15 protein-coding genes are annotated in these 22,028 nt (G+C 35.6%); 6 read left to right on the top strand and 9 right to left on the bottom strand.

Annotation, left to right across the window (positions count from 1 at the left end):
- Positions 1–13: 13 nt before the first annotated feature.
- The 8 genes from ACFSC2_RS11265 to ACFSC2_RS11230 form a co-directional block, all read right to left on the bottom strand.
- On the bottom strand, positions 14–1,993 hold the full coding sequence (locus ACFSC2_RS11265) for a glycoside hydrolase family 127 protein (protein ID WP_379815336.1): 1,980 nt from the start codon (positions 1,991–1,993) through the stop codon (positions 14–16).
- 6 nt (positions 1,994–1,999) lie between these two features.
- Positions 2,000–2,938: an arabinan endo-1,5-alpha-L-arabinosidase gene (locus tag ACFSC2_RS11260; RefSeq protein ID WP_379818646.1), complete on the bottom strand. Its 939-nt coding sequence runs from the start codon at positions 2,936–2,938 to the stop codon at positions 2,000–2,002.
- Between the two features lie 180 nt (positions 2,939–3,118).
- Positions 3,119–4,063: a glycoside hydrolase family 43 protein gene (locus ACFSC2_RS11255; protein WP_379815338.1), complete on the bottom strand. Its 945-nt coding sequence runs from the start codon at positions 4,061–4,063 to the stop codon at positions 3,119–3,121.
- A gap of 246 nt (positions 4,064–4,309) precedes the next feature.
- Positions 4,310–5,926 carry an arabinan endo-1,5-alpha-L-arabinosidase gene (locus ACFSC2_RS11250; RefSeq protein ID WP_379815339.1) on the bottom strand — a complete coding sequence of 539 codons (1,617 nt, stop codon included), beginning with the start codon at positions 5,924–5,926 and terminating at the stop codon, positions 4,310–4,312.
- 11 nt (positions 5,927–5,937) lie between these two features.
- Positions 5,938–7,476: an alpha-N-arabinofuranosidase gene (locus ACFSC2_RS11245; protein WP_379815340.1), complete on the bottom strand. Its 1,539-nt coding sequence runs from the start codon at positions 7,474–7,476 to the stop codon at positions 5,938–5,940.
- Between the two features lie 54 nt (positions 7,477–7,530).
- Entirely contained in the window at positions 7,531–8,535 is a 1,005-nt protein-coding gene (locus ACFSC2_RS11240; protein ID WP_379815341.1) for an arabinan endo-1,5-alpha-L-arabinosidase, read from the bottom strand.
- Between the two features lie 174 nt (positions 8,536–8,709).
- The gene (locus tag ACFSC2_RS11235; protein ID WP_379815342.1) at positions 8,710–10,269 is read right to left on the bottom strand and encodes a RagB/SusD family nutrient uptake outer membrane protein; all 1,560 of its coding nucleotides are present in this window, start codon (positions 10,267–10,269) and stop codon (positions 8,710–8,712) included.
- A gap of 30 nt (positions 10,270–10,299) precedes the next feature.
- A complete protein-coding gene (locus tag ACFSC2_RS11230) occupies positions 10,300–13,356 on the bottom strand; it encodes a SusC/RagA family TonB-linked outer membrane protein (RefSeq protein WP_379815343.1) in 3,057 nt (1,018 codons plus the stop codon).
- Between the two features lie 569 nt (positions 13,357–13,925).
- Between ACFSC2_RS11230 and ACFSC2_RS11225 the strand changes: the two genes are divergently transcribed.
- Positions 13,926–14,615, top strand: a complete 690-nt coding sequence (locus ACFSC2_RS11225) for an NUDIX hydrolase (RefSeq protein ID WP_379815344.1) — start codon at positions 13,926–13,928, stop codon at positions 14,613–14,615.
- A gap of 64 nt (positions 14,616–14,679) precedes the next feature.
- Here the strand turns inward: ACFSC2_RS11225 and ACFSC2_RS11220 are convergent, their stop codons facing one another.
- Positions 14,680–15,681 carry a GntR family transcriptional regulator gene (locus ACFSC2_RS11220; RefSeq protein ID WP_379815345.1) on the bottom strand — a complete coding sequence of 334 codons (1,002 nt, stop codon included), beginning with the start codon at positions 15,679–15,681 and terminating at the stop codon, positions 14,680–14,682.
- A gap of 101 nt (positions 15,682–15,782) precedes the next feature.
- Here ACFSC2_RS11220 and ACFSC2_RS11215 point away from each other — a divergent pair, with 101 nt between their 5' ends.
- The 5 genes from ACFSC2_RS11215 (at position 15,783) to ACFSC2_RS11195 (ending at position 22,027) form a co-directional block, all read left to right on the top strand.
- Positions 15,783–16,838, top strand: a complete 1,056-nt coding sequence (locus ACFSC2_RS11215) for an aldose epimerase family protein (protein ID WP_379815346.1) — start codon at positions 15,783–15,785, stop codon at positions 16,836–16,838.
- 36 nt (positions 16,839–16,874) lie between these two features.
- The gene (galK, locus tag ACFSC2_RS11210) at positions 16,875–18,035 is read left to right on the top strand and encodes a galactokinase (RefSeq protein WP_379815347.1); all 1,161 of its coding nucleotides are present in this window, start codon (positions 16,875–16,877) and stop codon (positions 18,033–18,035) included.
- An 11-nt stretch (positions 18,036–18,046) separates the two neighbouring features.
- Positions 18,047–19,108, top strand: a complete 1,062-nt coding sequence (locus ACFSC2_RS11205; RefSeq protein WP_379815348.1) for a UDP-glucose--hexose-1-phosphate uridylyltransferase — start codon at positions 18,047–18,049, stop codon at positions 19,106–19,108.
- 243 nt (positions 19,109–19,351) lie between these two features.
- Positions 19,352–21,037 carry a sodium/sugar symporter gene (locus tag ACFSC2_RS11200; protein ID WP_379815349.1) on the top strand — a complete coding sequence of 562 codons (1,686 nt, stop codon included), beginning with the start codon at positions 19,352–19,354 and terminating at the stop codon, positions 21,035–21,037.
- A 210-nt stretch (positions 21,038–21,247) separates the two neighbouring features.
- Positions 21,248–22,027, top strand: a complete 780-nt coding sequence (locus ACFSC2_RS11195) for an SDR family oxidoreductase (RefSeq protein ID WP_379815350.1) — start codon at positions 21,248–21,250, stop codon at positions 22,025–22,027.
- Position 22,028: the final 1 nt, after the last annotated feature.

The following is a 22,028-nucleotide window of genomic DNA, read 5'->3' as shown; positions in this document are numbered from 1 at the left end:
TTATTTGAGGAATTCAGTTTTTATAATCAATCCACACTTTCATTTTTCCAACGCCTCGATTTGACCAGGAATAATACGGAATGGCTTTGAATTTTGAATTTTCAATAACATTTACGCCTTGCAATAAGTTCGCTTCTTTTCTCACTTTGAAAGTATCCAAAGACGAAATATCGATCTTATCAAAACTGTTTTTATTATCAATTTCTTCAATCGCATACACTAACGGGCCATATTCTAAAGAGACTTTGTTTTTATTGGTTTCAACCTTAGAATTCGTTTCAACTTCCTGAACTTCCATTGGGAAATTAAGCGCTATTTTGTCGCCTTTTTTCCAGTTTCTGGTTACGTTGAAATAACCGTTTTCAGGCTGAATCGATAATGTTTCCCCGTTTATAGAAATGGTTGGTTTTTGAGTTGAAGCTTTTTTATACGCATATAAATCTCCTGGTAAAACTTCATTTCTTGCCCAGCCTGGAACGCGAAGTTTTATAGTGAAATGGCTTTCTTTTTTCGGATTTACCGAGATTCCAACCTTTCCGTTCCAAGGATAAGAAGTCTGCTGTGAAATCTGTAAATCGGTTTTTCCTAATGTGAAAGAAGCGTTGTTTGAGGCATATAAATTTACATACAAATCGTTCTTAGTTTTGGAATAAATCAAGCCCGGAATCGACGGAATAAATCGAATCAAATTGGTTGGACAACAAGAACAGTCAAACCAAGCCTGACGTGTACAAGAACCTCTGTTGGATTTGTAAACGCCATCTGCTTCTAAGGCATTTGGATAAAAAAAGTTTTTCCCGTCAAGCGAAATACCCGAAATCAATCCGTTGTACATTGTTCTTTCGATTACATCAAAATACTGCGATTTTCCGTACAAACTATGCAGTCTGTGATTCCAATACACATCACCAATTGCAGCGCAGGTTTCGTTATAAGCCGTTAAGTTTGGTAATTCATAGTTTAGTCCAAAAGCTTCGCCGTCGTGTCTTGAACCAATTCCGCCGGTGATGTACATTTTTTTGTTCACCATATTATTCCATAAATTATTTACGGCATTTTCATAGGCTTTATCTTTTGTCAAAGCTACAATATCGGTCATTCCGGCATACATATACACGGCTCTTACGGCGTGGCCAACGGCTTCATTTTGCTGAATTACCGGAATATGATCTTGTGCATATTCACCATATAATTTATGATTTGCTGGATTTCCGCGATTGTCGAGATAGTATTTCGCCAATTTTAGATAGTCTTCTTTTCCAGTAATTTGATACAATTTCAACAAACCTGTTTCCACAATTTGATGTCCCGGCACACCTTTTATCTGACCCGGATTATCTCCAAAAGTTCTTACCAGCATATCGGCTGCTTTTATTGCAATGTCTAGAAAATTGGTTTTTCCTGTTGCTTCATAATGCACAATTGCAGCTTCGATCAAATGTCCCGGATTGTACAATTCATGACTGATCTGCAACGATTCCCAGCGTTTTCCTTCAATTACCGGAACCCAAGTTGCTGGTGGTTTTGCTGGATTTATAGTTCTCCAAGTGGTAATATATCCGTCTTTTTCCTGACCAATTTTTACAATCGCAATCATAGAATCCAGCACTCTTTCCAGTTTCGTATTCGGAGCGCTGATTAAAGTATTCGAAGCTCCTTCAATAATCTTATAAACATCAGTATCATCAAATGGCATTTCGCCGCGTACTTTTCCTGTTTTTTGTTTTCCCGCGATTAAAAAGTTCTCAAAACGCCCTTCTTCATCACATTTTTTAATGGCATATTCAATCGTAATTTCCTGTACTCTTTTGATAATTGGCAACCAAAAAGAATCTGTAAGTTTTACGTTCTGAATATTTACTGGTTCGATTTCGTAACCTGCTTTTAAGGCCGATGTTTTATTTTGTACCACATCGTTTTTGGTTTCCTTACACGAAGCCAAAACTAAAAGTGATATAAAAATCGTTAAAATTGGTAAATTGTATTTCTTCATTTTATTCTATTTTAAAACAGGCCACAAATCGGCATCCCATTGTATTTCTCTTACTACTAATTTTGGTGTTCCGTTGGTTTTCTTTTCGTAAGCGTGATAAAACATATAATCTTTTCCATCAAAAGTGTAAGCGCTGTTATGGCCTACGCCAAAGTAATTTTCATCGCCTTGAACCACTAAAGTTCCTCCGCCTTGATCGAGCTGTTTTCCTTCTTTATCAACATACGGTCCGGTTACATTTTTTGCTCTTCCGACCACAACTTTATAAGTGCTTTTTTCTCCGCGACAGCATAAATCCCAAGAAAGAAATTGGTAGTAATAGCCGTTTTTCTTAAAAATAAATGGAGCTTCGAGCGCACCGTCTCCAGGATCTGAATCGGCTAATTCGAAACTTCTTTTGCGTTTTGAGATCGTGTGCCATTCCTGAGGTTCTGCAATCGATTTTAAATCGGGATTTAATTTGACCAATTTCAATCCTTCCCAAAAAGAACCAAAAGAAAGCCAAGGTGTATTGTTTTCATCAAAAATTAAATTCGGATCGATCGCATTCCACATATCGCGATTGGGTTGAGACTGAATCACAATTCCCTGATCAACCCATTTAAAATTTTTGTCTTTTGGATCTAAAGTTGTATTAATCGCTACACCAATAGCCGATGTGTTTTTAGCAAAAGCCGAAACCGAATAATATAAATAATAAGTATTGTTGTGGAATGAAACATCTGGCGCCCAAATATGATTTTTGAAATCTGCTGCAACGCCATCTGCCCAAACGGGTTTTTCTTTGAAAACCTGTGGCTGTTTGTCCCATTTTTTTAAATCTTTTGAGCTATAAACGCTGATTCCGTTTCCGGTGCAAAACAGATAATAAGTGTCTTTTTGTTTTATGACAACTGGATCGTGTACGACAATATCCTGCGCCATAACCACCGAAGTTATAAGCATCAGAAAAACAGAAATTTTATGTTTTATGTTTTTGTAAACCATATAAGTGATGTAAGTAAATTTAAGTTTAAACCTCAACGAAAACTTTTTTAGGGCATATAAGCAGTTCAAAATGATCCCGATAGCTATCGGGAGTGACTGCGACTGAACACTAAAAAAAACCTGAACACTGAACACTAATTACTGTATTCCCTCAGAAGTCATCACAACACGTTTCATTGTTCCGTCTTTGTTGTAAAATAATTTATCGACGCAGACTGATCTTCTAAAACTTCCTCCGTCTGGTTTTGATGCTCCGTTGTGATAAATGAAATAGGATTGTCCTTTAAAATCAATGATCGATTGGTGATTCGTGTTGCTGTTTCCCGCAATTTCATTCAGAATACCTTTAAATTCCCAAGGCCCTGTAATGGATTTACTCATCGCGTACGCAATTTTTTCAGGAAATTCATAAGCATAGGACAAATAATACCAGTCTTTGTGTTTATGAATCCACGGTGCTTCGGTGAAATTTGGCAGTTTGATGTGGTGAATTTCTCCATCGATTTCCGTCATGTTTTCTTTTAATTTTGCGTAGTGACAAGCGGTATTTCCCCAAAACAAATAAGCTTGTCCATCTGTATCGATATAAACCGTCGGATCGATATCGTCCCAGCTTATATCGCTAAATTTGGTCATATCGTTGGTGATTAATGCTTTCCCTAATGCATCTTTAAAAGGCCCAAGCGGATTATCGGCGACTGCAACTCCAATCGATTTTCCTTCAATTGTTGCGTGATGAACCGTTACGTACCAATAAAATTTTCCGTTTCGTTCTATTACCTGCGAAGCCCATGCATCTCCCCGTGCCCATTTGAAATCGGTTACTTTTAATGGCACTGGATGCGATTCCCATTTTTTCATATCCGAAGAAGAATACACCAGCCATTCATTCATTTTATAAAAATGAAAATCGTTTGGCGCTTCGTCGTGGCCAGCATATAAATACACTTTGTCTTTGTAAACTAATGCCGCTGGATCTCCGGTGTATTTATCTGTAATAATGGGATTGTTGAATTTTACCGATTGTGCATTTCCTGCAATCGATAAAAGCAAAATGGACAGGCTTGTAAATAGGTTTTTCATTTTTAATTGATTTGCTTTTTGCCACAGATTTCACAGATTAAAATGATTTATTTATATAATCTTTGGCTTATTTTTTGCCACGAATTCACGAATTTTTTATAAATTATAATTCGTGAAATTTGCAGTTATTTTTATTACACAGATTTTTCAGATTTTTTTAATCATTTTAATTCGTGAATTCGTGGCTATTTTTTCTCTCGCAGATTTGTTTTTAATCTTTTTAATCCTGTAATCTGTGGCATTATTTTAATTTACTTTCTTGCCCCAAACCGCTAATCCTGCACTGTTGATTCCTGTATAGCTTAAAGTCACTTTTCTGGTTGCCGATTCCCAGTCCCAGGCGTCGATTACGTTGCATTTAACTCCGTTTATGGTTGCGATTTTTTTAGCAGGATCGTACGACCAAGTTCCGGTTACATCACCGCTTACTTTTTTGTCAGCAGTTAAATAAAGCGTAACCGATTTCTGAATGGTTTTGTATTGGTAATTCATCGTGATTTGTTCCCAAGTTCCTACCAGATTTCCTTCTGCAAAAGTGGTTGCTGGCACTCCTGCATAACGTTCTGGTTCTATTACAGGCCAGCCGTCTTCTGTCCATTGAATGCCGTGAACATGTCCCATCATAACTGCATTTGAAACATTGATTCCCGCAACTCCTTCCGGCAGACGTGCCTGCGAAGCATAAAACCATTGTTTGGTTGTTGGGTTTTGAAAAACAGCACAATGTGCAAATCCAACCCATCCCGTATGATTTTTAAATTGATATGGATGTGTTAGTAACGGAAAACATTCGGCGCCGTTTGTAATGCTGATTCCAGTGTTGGTTACATAAGGTCCGAGAATGTTTTTCGAACGGGCTACACGAGTGTTGTACGCCACCGATAATTCGTCATACGCCAAAAACAAATAGTAATATTGTGTGTCTGGATTGTACATAATTTCTGGACCTTCGAGTGCCTGCCAGCGGTTGGTATTTACGTTTCCACGGCCTGCAATTCTTACTCCGTAATCGTCGATTGTTTTTAATTTGTCTGGTTTTCCTGTTGCTGGATTTAGTTTTAAAGCGGCAATTCCAGAATGCCATGAACCATAAATTAAATATTGATCGCCTTCGGGAGTTTCGATAAAACTTGGATCGATGGCATTGAATTTAAAATAAGCGTCCCAATCATTTCCTCCGTTTCTCACGTAACTTTTTACGCCGTCTGGTTCAGAGCAAACCACCATTCCTTTATCAACCCAATTGTTTGAAGCTAAATCTGTAGTTTCAGCCAAGCCAATAAAAGCGCGTTCTGTCCAAGACGTATTTGTATCTGTTCCCGTTATTGGATTGGTTACTACAATGCTGTAATACATTCTGAAGACATTCCCCACTTTACGAACGCACGGTGCCCAATAACCATAACTCGGATTTGTTATTGGAGGAAGCGCCGGATTCATTCTGGCTCTTTTATTGTTTAAAGAATCTTTTACCCAAGCCGGAGCTGTAGTCATAGAAGATCCCATAAATTCCCAGCTGATTAAATCTTTTGATCTTCTGTAGAAAAAATGCCCGTTGCCTTCATGTGCATTTCCATACGAAGCATCGGTTTGATACATATAATAATAGTCTCCCGATTTTTCTACCGATGGATCGTGTACATTGGCTAAATTCCATTGTGATCTGCTTGCCCAGCCGGAAATTGCCGTATAATTATCTGCATAAGTTGGCCCGTTAAAAGTCGGAGTCACTACCGGCGGATCAACCACTACTGGCGGATCTGGTTCTAACGCCGGATCATCTTTGGAACAGCTGGTCATGAAAACCGCTGCTGCAAAAATTCCGATGAAAGAAATTTTTAAAATGAAGTTTTGTTTTTTCATCTGCTTCTATTTTATTTTCCTTCTAAAACAATTACTGAGAAAGGAGGAATTGTGATTTCAAGTTTTCCTTTTTTGTTTTCGAAACTTTTAAAAACTGTCGGAACAATTTTGTTTGGATTTTCGAATGAATTGTAATCTTGTAATTTTCCCGATGTAATGATGCTTGCCGTGAAGTTTTTAACACCTAATTGATTTGCATCAATTTCGATTTTGTTTTTGTTTTTGGCATCCACATTTACCAATGAAATATGAACTGCTCCATTTTTATCTTTTGATGCCGAAGCCGAAACTGCTGGTAAAGTTTCTCCATTAAAAGTATATAATGGTGATTGAAAGCTTATTGGTAATAGTTTCGCATCTTGATGTACGGCATACATTTTCATTACAGAATAGGTTGGCGTTGTAATCATTTTTGCTTTATCTGTTAAGATTACGGCTTGCAAAACATTTACGCATTGCGCCAAATTGGCCATACGAACGCGATCTGCGTGGTTGTTGAAAATATTCAGCGTTGCTCCCGCCAAAACTGCATCACGCATAGTATTTTGCTGATATAAAAATCCTGGATTTGTTCCTTTTTCAACTTCATACCAACCTCCCCATTCGTCCACAATCATGGCTACTTTTTTCTCTGGATCGTATTTGTCCATAATTGCCGAATGTTTGGTAACCAATTCTTCCATTTTCAAGGCAGATTTCATGGTTTTGAAATAACCTTCTTCTGTAAATTCCCTGTCGCTTCCTTTTTTACCCCAGTCGATTACGGCATAATGATGAACGCCGACTCCGCCTAACATATTTAACGGAATGCCTTTCATTAAAACTTCTGTCCAATTGTAATCGGAGCTGTTTGATCCAGATGCAATACGTGTGATTCCTCCAGTATTTTCCCAGTCTGACATAAAGGTTGCAAATTTGCGGTATTCGCCAGCGTAATATTCTGCGGTCATGTTTCCTCCGCATCCCCAAGCTTCATTTCCAATTCCCCAGAATTTTACTTTCCACGGTTCTTTTCTGCCATTTTTTGCACGTAAATCACTCATCGGACTTTTACCGCTGAAATTCGTGTACTGAACCCAGTCGGCTAATTCTTGAACGGTTCCGCTTCCTACGTTTCCAGATAAATAAGGTTCTGCTCCAAGAAGTTCACACATATTTAGGAAATCGTGCGTTCCAAAACTGTTGTCTTCGGTTACGCCTCCCCACCATTTGTTTACAATAGTTGGTCTTAGTTCTTGAGGGCCAATTCCGTCTTTCCAATGATAAGTATCGGCAAAACAACCGCCCGGCCATCTTAAATTTGGAATTTTCAATTCTTTTAAAGCCTTAACAATATCATTTCTTACTCCGTTTGTATTTGGAATTTTCGAAGTATCGCCCACAAAAAAACCTCCATAAATACAACGCCCTAAGTGCTCTGCAAAATGACCGTAAATGTTTTTGTCAATTGTTGGCGCATCGTTAGTATTTTTAATGGTTATTGTCGTCTGCGCAAAACTCAGCTGACTACAAAACGAAATAAGAAATGAGATTAAAAGTGCTTTTTTCATAGTGGTTTTTGTTTTAGAGGAAAGCCCGAAAACTTTCCTCTGAATTTTAGTTTTTTAATAAGAAAGTGTTGGCCATCCAGATGACCACGTAAAGTATACTATTTCGAGTTTCGGATTTCCGCCGTCAGCTCCATCATAATAATGAACAGCTCCTTTTTGCGTTCCTGTAATTCTAGACAAATGCCCTGGGCCAATGTAATTTCCTTGCGAAGCTAGAACAGTTGTTCCGCCGCCACTTTTTAGAGAAACTCCATTTTTATCTACAAAAGGCCCAAACGGACTTGTAGAACGTCCAACTACAATATAATATGTACTGTTTACGCCATTGCAGCAAGTGCCGCGGTTTACAAACATATAATAATAGCTTCCTTCTTTGATTAAACACGGAGCTTCCCATGATGCACTGTTTCCGCCGGCAACGATGGTTTTGCTTCCTGTTGTTTTTCCTGTTGAAGGATTAATTTGAATTACTCCAATACCCGCGTGCCAGGAACCGTAAGCCATGTAAACATTGCTTCCGTCAACCAAAATAGATGGATCTATGGCATTGACATCTGATGCTGATGATGAAGAAACGACAACGCCTCTGTCTGTCCATGTTGTTCCTGCGCTTTGCGAAATGGCTGGCGTAGTAACCAAGCCAATTGCAGATGTAGCTGAACCAAATGTTGAGCAGGAATAATACATATTCCATCTGTTATTAAACCAAGCAACATCTGGCGCCCAGAATGTTTTTACAAATCCTGGAACATATCCTGTAATCCAGCTTGGTGTTGACGTGAAAACTGATGTTCCCCATGTCCAATTCGCTAAATCTCTTGTATACGTCATTGGAATATTATCTCCTGTTGTAAAAACATAATAGTTGACACCGCTTTTTACAATCGTACTCGGATCGTGCGACGGCACATTTCCGCTAACTGTTTTTGCTGTTGAATTGGTAACCTGTGAATCCTGCGTATTTACAACTGTTGCTGCTTGTTCTGTTGGAAGAATATCGTCATTTTGACAACTCCCGAATATCATCGCTAATAAAACCAAACTTGTAATTGTTTTCATTCTTCTAATTTTAGTTAATGTTAAAAAATTACTTCTCTTGTATTGGAAATTCTAAGGTATAATATCATGTGAAGTTTTTTTATGTCTTCACATGATATCAGGTATTTAAACTAACTCAAAATATATTTTAGTTTTAGTTTTTAGTCACGCTATGCAGTGACTGTGACTGTAAAATCAATAACTGTCATTTTGTTTTGTTCCCGGATTGTTATCCATTTCTAATTGTGGAATTGGGAAATATTCACGGCCTGTTGTATACGAATTAAACTCATTATCTCGTGCTTTCAGCCAAGCCAATTTTGTTTGATTTTGAAGCCATCCCCAACGACGGATATCATCAAAACGATGTCCTTCAAGAGGGAATTCCAAAAATCTTTCATGGCCAATGTGTTCTCTCATCTGATCTTGATTCATTCCTGGTTTTGTTGTCGACAAGTCAGGAAGATTTACTCTGTTTCTTACCATTTGGATATAAGTATAAGCTCCCGGCGTATCTCCTGTTTCATTTAAACATTCTGCATACATTAAAAGAATGTCTGCATATCTTAACAAACGCTCATTGATTCCAGAACGCCAATCGTATTCGTCTGCAAATTCTCCATCAGAATTTTGATATTTTCTACAAAAAAGATCATTTAAATCGGCTGGACTTGAAGCATAAAATGTGGCAAAATCTTTTCCGTATAATTTTGTTCCTGGTTTGTTGTAGAAAATAGTGGCATCTAGACGAGGATCATCTTCTCCCGTTTTTGTTTTTTCTTCTTTAAATTCATTAAACAATGCCCAAGTTGGCTGAACGTCTGTCCATCCGAAAGCACGAGGCGCATACGTAATCGCTCTTGCTGAAGTTTTCCCCCAGCCAGATGCAGGAGCACCTCCCCAGCCTAAGTCAACTCCTCCGGCATCTCTGCTGAATTGTACTTCAAAAAGAGATTCTGAATTGTTTTCGTTTGCTGTAGTAAAGTTGTCACGGTAATTTGTTACTAGTGAATAAACACCTAAGTCTATTACTTGTTTAAAAGTTGTTCTTGCATTAACAAAGTCTTTGGTAAACAAATAAGTTTTTCCTAAATATCCTAACGCAGCACCTTTTGTGGCACGACCTTTTTGTCCTGCATCTAAACCTGAAACTGCAGTATATGAATTTGGCAATAATTCTGCGGCTGCTTTAAAGTCTGAAATAACTTGTGCCCAGCCTTCTTCCTGTGTTTTCTGTGGATAATAAACTGCCAATTCTGTTGGAAGGGGCACATTCTTAAACATATTAACCGCATGGAACAAAAACAAACCTCGTAAAAAATAAGCCTGACCTATGATTCTGTCTTTTAAAGCGGCATCTTTAAACTCAATTCCAGGCACATTTGCTAAAACCTGATTGGCTCTGTATATTCCTTGATAATAGGTTTCGTAAGCCCAGCCGTAAATTGCGGCATCGGCTACATTCGAGTTGAAGTGTCCAACATTGTACATTGACCCCCAAGGGCTGTTTGTACGTGAATCATCTGCTTTTACGTCTAACAATAATGGTGTACTTCTCATGTAAGTACCGTCTGTTAATAAACTTCCATACACTGCATTTACACCTTTCAAGGCATCGTCATCTGTTTTCCAGAAAGAATCGACTGCGTTGTTATTAGGATCCAGCTGTTCTAAGTCTTCATTGTCTACGCAGCTTGTGGTAACCAAAGCAAGCGAAAAGAAAACTGCTATATAATTAAATATTTTATATTTCATTTTAATACATTTTTAAGTGGTTGCACCTGTTTAGAAACTTACTTCTACTCCTAAAGAAATTGTTCTAGGATTTGGAAAAGATCCCGCATCATATCCTCTCGAAATTAATCCGTCACTATTAAAATCTGGATCGTATCCTTTGTATTTAGAAATAATCAACAGATTTTGACCGTTTAGGTAAACCTTAGCTTTTTCAATAAATTTATCTTTTAATGGAATGTTATAACCGATTTCCATAGTCTGCAATTTCACATAATCGCCACTTTCAATAAATCTGTTGGAGTCTCTGCTGTTTCCGTTTGGATCTCCAATAACCGGCGCAGGGATATTTGTATTGGTGTTTGTTGGTGTCCAATAGTTCAATTCGTCTGTATGATGATTTGTGTATTGGCCAATCATTAAATTGCGGTACATGGCATTGAATACTTTGTTACCGCCGGCTCCCTGCCAGAACATTGAAAAGTCAAAATTGGCGTATGAAGCGCTGAAGTTCAATCCAAAACCATATTTAGGAATTGTAACTCCTTGAAAAGTTCTATCTGCGTCTGTAATTTGACCGTCTCCGTTAACATCTTTAAATTTAATATCTCCTGGTGCTGCTCCAGTTTGAGTTGGTGAAGAAGCTACTTCGGCCGCATTTTGGAAAATTCCAATCGCTTCCCAAGCAAACATTTCTCCTACAGATCTTCCTACTTCTGTTTTAGAAACCGCTCCATAAATAGGATTTCCGTTTACACCAATTTTGGTCACTTCGTTTTTTAAAGTCCCGAAGTTTCCAGAAATATCATATTTAAATTTATGGTGGTGATTACTATACGAAGCGGTAAACTCAACTCCTGAATTTTTCATTGATCCAGCATTTGTTGTAATACTCGCTGGAAATGCTCCTGTAGAAAAAGGAAGCGGCACTCCTAACAATAAATCATCTGATTTTTTGATGAAATATTCTGCCGTGAATTGTAAATCATTGTTTAAAAATCCAAGTTCAATTCCAACATTTGAGTTTATCGATTTTTCCCATTTTACATTCGGGTCAAGTGCTGCTACTACAGTTGTTCCCGGAGCAAGCTCATTATTAAAATCATAACCTGCAAAACTGTTTACTGTTGAAGCAAAGAAATATTGCGAAATGGTATTGTTTCCTAATGTACCGTAACCACCGCGAATTTTAATATTGCTTATCCATTCTGGTAATGTCCAAAATTTTTCGTTGCTAAGTTTCCATCCTCCTGAAAAAGAATAAAAGTTGGCTGAATTATTTTTTTTGCTGAAAAGGGACGTTTTATCTTGTCTAAAGTTAGCCTGTACTAAATAGCGATCATCATAAGAATAGTTTAATCTGCTGATATAAGATATTCCCGTAATCGTAAATTTATATTCTGATGCATTTCTAGCATCTGCATATTGAAGCATCGGAATTTCGCCGGGTGTATAACCTACACCTCTTGAATTATATCTGTGATAATCACGTTTTTCTTGAATCCATCCTGCTAATACATCTATTTTGTGTTTGCCCAGCGAAACTTCATAGGTCAACAAATTATTCAAAAACGTTCTTAACTCATTTCCTGTTTCAACATCCAAAGAGGCTTCATCATTTGTTGTAATGTAATACCAGCCTAAATCACTTGGCGGAATAAATTTTCTATTTACCCAGTCGGTTCTGTCATAACTAACATCCAATTTGTATTTCAGTCCTTTTACAATTTCAATTTCTCCCCATACATCACTAATGAAACGGTTTCTTTTTCCATTGTTATCAATTAAATTGTTGTATCCAATAGGGTTCATAGAAATGGCTCTTTGAGTCAAATTGTCTGTACCTCCATAACCTCCAAGTCTATTTGGATCGTAAACCGGCATAGTTGGAACAGCTCCTAAAATATCGCTCACAACAGTCTGACCTGCATTATATTCATTAAAAATTTCTTTATCCGATTGTGTGTACGCTATTTTAGCGCCGTATTTAAATTTTCCTTTTTTACCATTTAAATTTAAATTGGTAGAAAGTCTCTCATAGTCCTGAGGCGTTTTGATGTAACTTGTATTTTTAAAATAATCAACATTAAAACTATAAGCGATACTTTCTGCTCCTCCTGTAAAAGTCAAGGCTTGATTTTGCACAACACCCGTCTGAAAAGATTCTTTCTGCCAGTCTGTATTTACATTTGAAATATATGACGCACTATTAGGATCATTTCCTGGAGCAATACTCACAGGAACGCCTGCTCTGATATCTCTATTACGTTCGGCTTCGCTTGTAATTCTTTGATATCCTACACGGTCTGTCAAATCCCATTTTTTAGCTACATTCTGAAGACCGACGATTGATTTGAATTTGATATCCATTTTACCGGCTTTCCCTTTTTTAGTCGTAATAATCACTACCCCATTAGCTCCACGCACACCATAAATTGCGGCAGAAGAGGCATCTTTTAAAACCTGCATCGATTCGATTTCGCCTGGTGCAAAATCGTATGGAGAATCAACCATAATTCCGTCAATTACAAAAAGCGGATTGTTGTTGCTAAATGAAGTTATCCCTCTAATTTTTACATTTACAAATCCACCTGGTTCTCCCGAAGACTGTACTGTTACTCCCGGAACTTGCCCCTGAAGCATTTTTGCCGCATCATAAGTAACGGTCTTTTTAGCTGATTCTAGATTTACGACACTTACCGATCCTGTCAAATCTGATTTTTTCTGAGTTCCGTATCCGATTACAACAACTTCATTTAATTTGTTCGTGTCTTCGCTTAAAGCAGCATTTATTTTTGATTGTGAACCGACGGTAATTTCTTTAATTTGAAATCCGATAAATGAAAAAACTAAAACATCGTTTGGTGATGCTTTTATAGAATACTCTCCATCAAAACCTGTTGTGGTTACGGTTTTGGTTCCTTTGATCATTATGTTTACACCCGGCAGGGGTAAATTATCTTGCGCCGAGGTAACAAGTCCGCCTACTGTTTTGTCCTGTGCTGACATTTGGTAAACAGAAAATAATAGCATCATTACTGCTAAAATCCATTCTTTTCGGAGCAAAACAAAATTGCATCCCAAAAGTCCATTTTGGTTTGTTATCATACTGGTTTGTTTAAGGTTAGTTAGTGGTTTGTTTATAAGTGTTAATCTTACATTTGTAAATTTATATAAAAAAATACCTCCAAAACAAATTAATATCATAAAAAAACTAGAGAAAAAAAACGGATATCATAAATTAAGTGTTAAACAAACATTTAAAAATTAATGTTTTATTCAAAAAATTTAGCATTTTATTAATGTTAATTGTGTAAAAAATACACTTTTAGTCAAAAAGTCTTTTTTTAATCAAAATTTTCGTCTGTTGAAAAAAAAGTGAAATAAGCTGTTTAATAAGCTTTTGAAATTAAAAAAAAGCTATATTTGTAAGTAAAAGATTGTTTATTTTTGGTAATTTTCTATCAAACTTTTAGTAATTTTTCAAAAAACTATCCTTAACTATCCTGTTTTTTTCTTAAAAAAATCTTAAAAAGCCAAAATGAATGTTATTTTTGTCCAAAAAGAGATTTTTTTAACTCTATTTTTAAACAGTTATTTATGTAAGTGTGAAATCTACATTAATAAATTATGAAACGAATTAGGAAGTTTATATCTTTACCAACAAAACATTAAGTATGCTAAACAGTTATAGCTCTGCCGATAAGGTTTTACTAGCGGTAGATTGTATCATTTTTGGATTCGATAACGAAGGCCTTAAAATCCTTTTGATCAAGAGGGATTTTGAACCTGAAAAAGGAAAATGGTCCTTGATTGGCGGTTTTTTAAAACGAGATGAAGTGCTTGATGATGCTGCTATTAGAATCTTAAATACTTATACTGGTTTAAACGATATTTATATGGAACAGCTGTATGCGTACAGCGAAATTGATCGTGATCCGGTAGAAAGAACTATTTCGGTATCTTATTATGCACTTATTAATATTGAAAATCATAATGCTGAATTAATAAAAAATTATCACGCGCAATGGTTTCCTATTAATGATGCACCATCATTGATTTTTGACCATAACGAAATGCTTCAAAATGCGATTAAACGACTTCGTTATAGAACATCGATTAAGCCAATCGGTTTTGAATTGCTTCCAGAAAAATTCACCATGCGTCAGCTTTTAGAATTATATGAAGCTATTTTGAGTAAAGAATTGGACAAAAGAAACTTTATCAGTAAAATAAATTCGTTAGAAATCTTAAACAAACTTGAAGAAAAAGATATGCAGTCTTCTCGAAAAGGTTCTTATTTATACACTTTTAATAAGGAGAAATACGAAGAAAAACTGTTGAATGATTTTGTATTGAATTTATAAAATACTTTTATGTTTCTCACAGATCTAGGAGATATTTTTTGATATTAAATCTGTGAAAAAAAAATTATAAAGAGTTCCTTAATATAAGAGCAGATTTGTTTTCGATCTGCTCTTTTTTTGTTCCCTTAATTACCATATTGGCTAAAATTTCTCCCATCAATTCAAAATTCGTAGAAATAGTCGTAATTCCGTTTGCAGCTATTTTTTTCAGCGCCGTTTCGTTATAAGAGATAATTCCGAAATCTTCACCTAACTTTAAATTTTGCTTCATCCCGTTTTCTATTACCAAAAGCAAATCACGATCGGTTGGAATAATGTATAAATCTCCCAATGCTATTGATTTTCCGGTAAATTCAGTAATAAATTCATATTCAAAATCGTATTCTTGGCAAAAAGATTCAAAACCCAATTTCATTCCTTGCGGTTCTCTAAAATCAGAAAAAATCAAAATCAGTTTTTTATATTTTGCCAATCTTGTTTTTCCTTTTAGCAGTCCTTCATAAATATCTTTTTGATGATTTTGATAAACAGCAGGAAACATTTTTAAGTCAGAATTGGTCTGATCCAGAATAATGACATCATTTACTGGTAGGGTTTTTATAGAATCTACTATATCGTTTAAGTTCGTCGGCATAATTATATATTTAGTATAATTTCCGTTGCTGTCGTTTAAAAGCTTTTTAAAAACAGGCACATTAAAATGATGAAAGAAAATATCGACCTGAACATTTTTTCCGATGTGTTTTAAAAACGAATTATAAATGTCTTCTTTAAAAATATTCAATTCATCAAAAAGCAAAAAAATCTTCTGAGTTATAGTGATTTCAATGCTTTTAACGTAATAACCCTTTCCAGGAATGGCATAAATGATACCTCTTTTTTTCAATTCGTCGTACGCCAGCAAAACCGTATCTCGCGACAAACCAAACGCCAGACAAACTTTATTTACCGACGGAAGACGGTCGCCTTTTATTAATTTTTCGTCTTCAATCGCTTTTTCTATTGAAAGAATAATCTGCTTATATTTTGGAAGACCAATGTTATTTTGAATTGAAATAATATTCATAAAAAAGTCCTTTTGATTATAATTTTTAAAAACTGGTAGGTACTGGTATGCAAAAATAAGAATTGTTTCTATTTTTGGATTTCATTTTTGGTAAAAATAACATGGAAATAAAACACATATCGCATTTAAAAGAGGTACATAATTGCAATTTGTTTGGTTTAATGCCCGATAATCAAGAAATATTTTCATTCGAATTAAGTAATAAAAACGGAATGAAAGTACAACTTATCAATTATGGAGCGACTGTTACTTCCATCCAAATTCCTCTAAATGACGGAAACCTGGTTGATGTTGTTTTAGGTTTTGATAATTTACAAGCGTATTTAGAATCGTATAATCTGCCAAGTGCTCCTTATTTTGGAACTACAGTTGGGCGTTATGCGGGTCGTATCCACAACGGAACTTTTACTTTAAATAATAAAAAATTTCAGCTTGACGGAAATAATAACGGAAACACGCTTCATGGCGGTCCGATGGGTTTTGGCCGAAAAGTCTGGAGTGTAAGTGATGCCGATGAAGGAGAAAATCCGTCGATAACTTTTAGTTTAATAAGTGAAGATTTGGATGAAAATTTTCCTGGCGAAATGCAGGTGGATTTAAAATATACACTGACCGAAGAAAATGAATTGAAGTTAGAATATAAAGCTGTTTCTACTGAAGACACCGTTATAAACTTGACACATCACAGTTATTTTAACCTCAACGGACATGATTCTGATGTTATTGAACAGCAAATGTTTATAAAATCGGCCAAAATGCTCGAAACCGATTCTAACAATATTCCAACAGGAAATTATATTGATTTGACGAATCATGATTTCGATTTTAGAACGCCGAAAAATTGTCCGTTTCCAATTGACAATTCTTTTGTTGTGAATTCTAAAACTGAAATTGTAGCGCAATTAATTAGTCCAAAAAATAATTTGAAAATGAATGTGTACACCGATCAGCCTAGTGTACATATATATGTAGGCGGTAATTGTTTCGGACAATTAAAAGGAAAACAAAATACAGCTTATCATGCGAAAAGCGGAATTTGTTTTGAAACTCAAAATTTTCCGGATGCGCCCAATCAGCCCCATTTTCCTAATTCTGTTTTGAAAAAAGGCGAAACTTATAAGCAGAAAACGCTTTATAAATTTGAAAATCTAAACTAACTAAATTCTTAAACCAACTACCTCAAGAACTTTATAATGAATGACATTTTAATACAAAATACAACTGCTTTTTTTGAAAAATCTTTTGGTTCTAAACCAGAAAAAGTAGTGCTTTCGCCAGGAAGAATCAACATTATCGGCGAACATATTGACTATAATGACGGCTTTGTTTTACCAGCTGCGATTGATAAAGTAATTTGTTTTGCTTTTGAAAAAAGTAATTCTAAAAATTCTAAAATAATTGCAATTGATTTAAATGAAGAATTTGAAATCGACTTAACGCAGGAAGTTAAATTGAGCGATGTTGTTTGGACAAATTATATCCGCGGCGTTATTAAACAATTGCAGGATAATGGATTTTCTTTTGAAGGTTTCAACTGTGTTTTCAGCAGTAATATTCCGGTTGGTTCAGGATTGTCTTCTTCTGCCGCTTTAGAATGCGGGATGATTTTTGGTATAAAATCTCTTTTTGATTTAAAAATTGAAAAAGTAGATATTTCTCTTTTAGGACAAAAAGCAGAGCACTGGGTGGGTATCAACTGCGGTATTATGGATCAGTTTTCAAGCGTTCATGGTCTTGAAAATAAAGTGATAAAACTAGATTGCAATACTTTAGATTTTGAATATCACAATGCAGACTTCAAAGATTATTCTTTGATTTTGTTTGATTCTAATGTTAAACATTCGCTTTTTACTTCTGAATACAATACTAGAAGAATTGAATGTGAAGAAGGTTTAGCAATAATAAAAAATAATTTTCCTGAAATAAAGAGTTTCAGAGATGCTTCTGAAGAGCAGGTTTTGAGTCTTAAAGACAAAATGACCGAAAAAGTTTTCAGCAGAGTTCACTTTGTTGTAAAGGAAATTAATCGTGTTATAAAGGCTTGTGAAGCTCTGGATAAAGGCAATATTGAGCTTTTAGGAGAATTACTTTACGAAACGCATTATGGTTTATCTAAAGAGTACGAAGTAAGCTGCCAAGAGCTGGATATGCTTGTAGATACTGCAAAAGCAGACGATTCAATCGTGGGTTCAAGACTTATGGGAGGCGGTTTTGGCGGCTGCACGATTAATTTAGTTAAAAAAGGTCATGAAAATGAGGTAAAAAGTAAGTTTTCGAAACTTTATTTAGATACATTTGGAATTGAATTAAAATTCTATGATGTAAAAATCTCAAATGGAACAACACTACTTTAATACCACAAAGAATGAAAAATTTTGACATTAACGAAGACCCGCACAGACGTTTTAATCCTTTAATCAACGAATGGGTTTTGGTTTCTCCACACCGCTCAAAACGCCCTTGGCAGGGACAAAATGAAGTCTTATCTACTGAAGATTTACCAAAATACGATGCGACCTGTTATTTATGTCCAGGAAATGTTCGCGCCAATGGTGTAAATAATCCTGATTACAAAAATAGTTTCGTATTTGAAAATGATTTTGCTGCGATGAAACAAGACGAAATCATGTTTGAAGAAGATATTAAACATACCTTTTTTAAAGCAGAACCAGAAAGAGGAATTTCGAGAGTGGTTTGTTTTTCGCCAAGACATGATCTTACTTTGCCAGAAATGGATGTTGCCGATATTGAAAACATCATCAAAACATGGCAGAAAGAATACACTGATTTAGGAAATATTAAATACATCAACCACGTTCAGATTTTTGAAAACAAGGGAAGTGTTATGGGGTGCAGTAATCCGCATCCACATGGGCAGATCTGGGCGCAGTCTTCTTTGCCGACACAGGTAGAAAAAACACAAAACAGCTTAAAATCATATTACGATAAAAATCAAACAACACTTTTAGAAGATTATCTTAAAGCCGAATTAAAAGTAGGAAGCCGTATTGTAATCGAAAATAATCATTTTGTGGCATTGGTTCCGTTTTGGGCAATTTGGCCTTATGAAACCATGATTATAAGTAAAAGAGCTGTAAATAAAATTACCAATTTTACAACTGAAGAAGTAAACGCTTACGCTAAAATTTTAAAGCAGTTAACTATAAAATATGACAATCTATTCAGTACGTCATTTCCTTATTCTTCAGGAATTCACCAATCGCCTACAGACGGATTAGAGCATCCAGAATGGCATTTTCATATGCATTTTTATCCGCCTTTATTAAGATCTGCAACGGTAAAGAAATTTATGGTTGGATACGAAATGCTTGGTGAATCACAAAGAGATATTACGCCAGAAAAAAGTGCTGAAATTTTAAGAAATCTATCCGAAACGCATTACAAAGATGAAGTTCGATTATCATAAATGATGTTTAAAGGAGTAAAAACAGTAAAATTTAACAGAATAATCTTCTCATAAATGTAAAAAACACATTTGTGAATAGTAGATTTATAAATTTTTATTTTACATTTGGCTCTTGTTCATTTTTGATAAAAAAATAACAAAAATAAAACACATATCGCATTTTTAACAAGACAAAACAACATAAAAACTGTTTTTAAAACCACTAAACAAATTACCCTTATATAAATTAAAATACTACTAACAATGAACCAAAACCTCGCTTTCGCAGATTATGCGGTTTTTATTATCTATTTTATCGTAGTCTCTGTCTACGGATACACCGTTTATCGTAAACGTAAACAAGACGAACAAGATGCTAAAGCTTACTTTTTGGCTGAAGGAAATTTAACTTGGTGGGCAATTGGAGCGTCCTTAATTGCTTCTAATATCTCTGCAGAACAATTTATTGGTATGAGTGGTGAAGGTTTCTTTTTAGGAATCGCTGTTGCCGCTTACGAATGGCTTGCTGCTATTGCTCTTATTATTGTGGCTGTATGGTTTATTCCTGTATATCTTAAAAACAAGATTTACACGATGCCTCAGTTCTTAAAAACACGTTACAACGAATCTACTGCTTTGATTATGGCGGTTTTCTGGTTGTTTTTGTATGTTTTTGTAAACTTGACTTCTATCTTATATCTAGGAGCAGTTGCTATTAATGGTCTTGCTGGAGGAGAATATCTTCATGCGATCATGATTGGTCTTGCTGTTTTTGCTTTATTTATTTCTCTTGGAGGAATGAAAGTTGTGGCTTACACAGACGTTATTCAAGTAGCTGTATTAATCATTGGAGGTTTGGTAACTTCTTATATCGCTTTAACAACAGTTGGACAATATTTTGGCGTGGGCGAAAATGCAATTGCTGGTTTCAAAGTTTTAATGAGAGAAGCTCCTGAGCACTTTAAAATGATTATCCCAAAACCAACTGCGACTTCTACACAGCTTGAAATCGACAAATATTTAACTTTCCCAGGATTGTTATCTTACGCTGCCGGTATCTGGATCATCAACTTAAACTACTGGGGATGTAACCAATACATTACGCAGAGAGCACTTGGAGCAGATTTACAAACGGCTCGTACAGGAATTTTATTTGCTGGTATGTTAAAATTATTAATGCCGCTTATCGTAATGCTTCCTGGTATTGCTGCTTACGTTTTATATACAAACGGACATTTACCTCAATTGGTTGGAGGAAAAGACGGAGCTTACTCTGCTGTTTTAACATTCCTTCCAACTGGATTAAAAGGACTTTCTGTTGCTGCTTTAACGGCTGCAATCGTAGCTTCTTTAGCTGGAAAAGTAAACAGTATCTCTACAATCTATACTTTAGATATTCATAAAAAATACATTCAGAAAGAAGCTGGCGAAAAACAACAGGTAAATATTGGTCGTATTGCCGTTTTTGCTGCAATGCTTTTAGCAGTTCTATTTACATGGAATGACATCTTAGGAATCGGTGGTGTTGGTGGATTTACATACATCCAAAAATACACTGGGTTCATCAGTCCGGGGGTTTTTGCTATGTTCTTCTTAGGTATGTTCTGGAAAAGAACTACTGGATCTGCAGCTATCGTGGGTGTAATCTTAGGATTTGCATTATCTGTTTTATTCAATGAATACGCTCCTGCATTATTTGGAAACGACACACTTTTATATACAGCTTACCCTAACGGAAAAGGAGCATTCGAAATTCCGTTCCATATTTGTATGGGATTATCATTCTTCTTCACTATGTTGGTGATGATCTTGATGAGTTTCGCTGGACCAAAAGTAAACCCTAAAGCATTCGAGACTGAGCCTGGAATGTTCAAAGTTAAACCGCAGACAACGGTCTTAATCGTAATCACGATGCTGATCATTATTGCGCTTTATGTTAAGTTCTGGTAATAAATATCAGTTCTAATTCTCTCTATTTTTTACAGCTGTTGTTTGTCATGAACAACAGCTGTAAATTTTTAAAAGAGTTTTTTTGCCACGAATTACACGAATTTCGCTAATTTCTTTTTTTTAAAACTATTATAAAATTTGTGCCAATTCGTGTAATTCGTGGCCAAAAAAAACTTAAACTTAAACAGTATTTAAATTAAAATAAAAATCATGCAGTTATCATTAACCCAAAAGATCATTATCGTTACGGGAGGCGCAAAAGGAATCGGTTTAGGAATCGTTAAGGTTCTTGCCGAAGAAAATGCCATTCCGTTTATCGTTGGCCGTAACGAAAATGACAACATCAAAGCCGTAGAAGAATTAAAAGCCATTGGAAAAGAAGCACATCAAGTTGCCGCTGATCTAACAAAACCTGAAGACTGCAAAAAAGCTGTTGAAGCTATAATCACAAAATTCGGCAGAATTGACGGATTGGTAAACAACGCCGGCGTTAATGACGGTGTTGGATTAGAAAACGGAAATTATGAAGATTTCGCTGCTTCGCTTCACAAAAATTTAGTGCACTATTATTTAATGGCACAGCATGCACTTCCTTATCTTAAAGAATCAAAAGGAGCCATTGTAAACATTGGTTCTAAAACTGCCGAAACCGGTCAAGGCGGCACCTCAGCTTATGCCGCTTCAAACGGAGGAAGAAATGCTTTAACGAGAGAATGGGCGGTTGAATTATTGAAATATAGCATTCGTGTAAATGCCGTAATTGTAGCAGAATGTTACACGCCACTTTATGAAACGTGGATCAATACTTTTGAAAATAAAGAAGAAAAATTAGCAGCAATCACTAAAAATATTCCGTTAGAAAACAGAATGACAACAGCTGAAGAAATCGCGAATATGGTAGTTTTCCTTCTTTCAGAAAAATCTAGTCATACAACTGGACAGATTATTTATGTTGATGGTGGTTACACTCACTTAGATCGATCTATTTAGT

The organism is Flavobacterium artemisiae (genome assembly GCF_042678225.1).
In the GTDB taxonomy this organism is placed as follows: domain Bacteria; phylum Bacteroidota; class Bacteroidia; order Flavobacteriales; family Flavobacteriaceae; genus Flavobacterium; species Flavobacterium artemisiae.
This window is presented reverse-complemented; position numbering and strand designations above follow the sequence as displayed.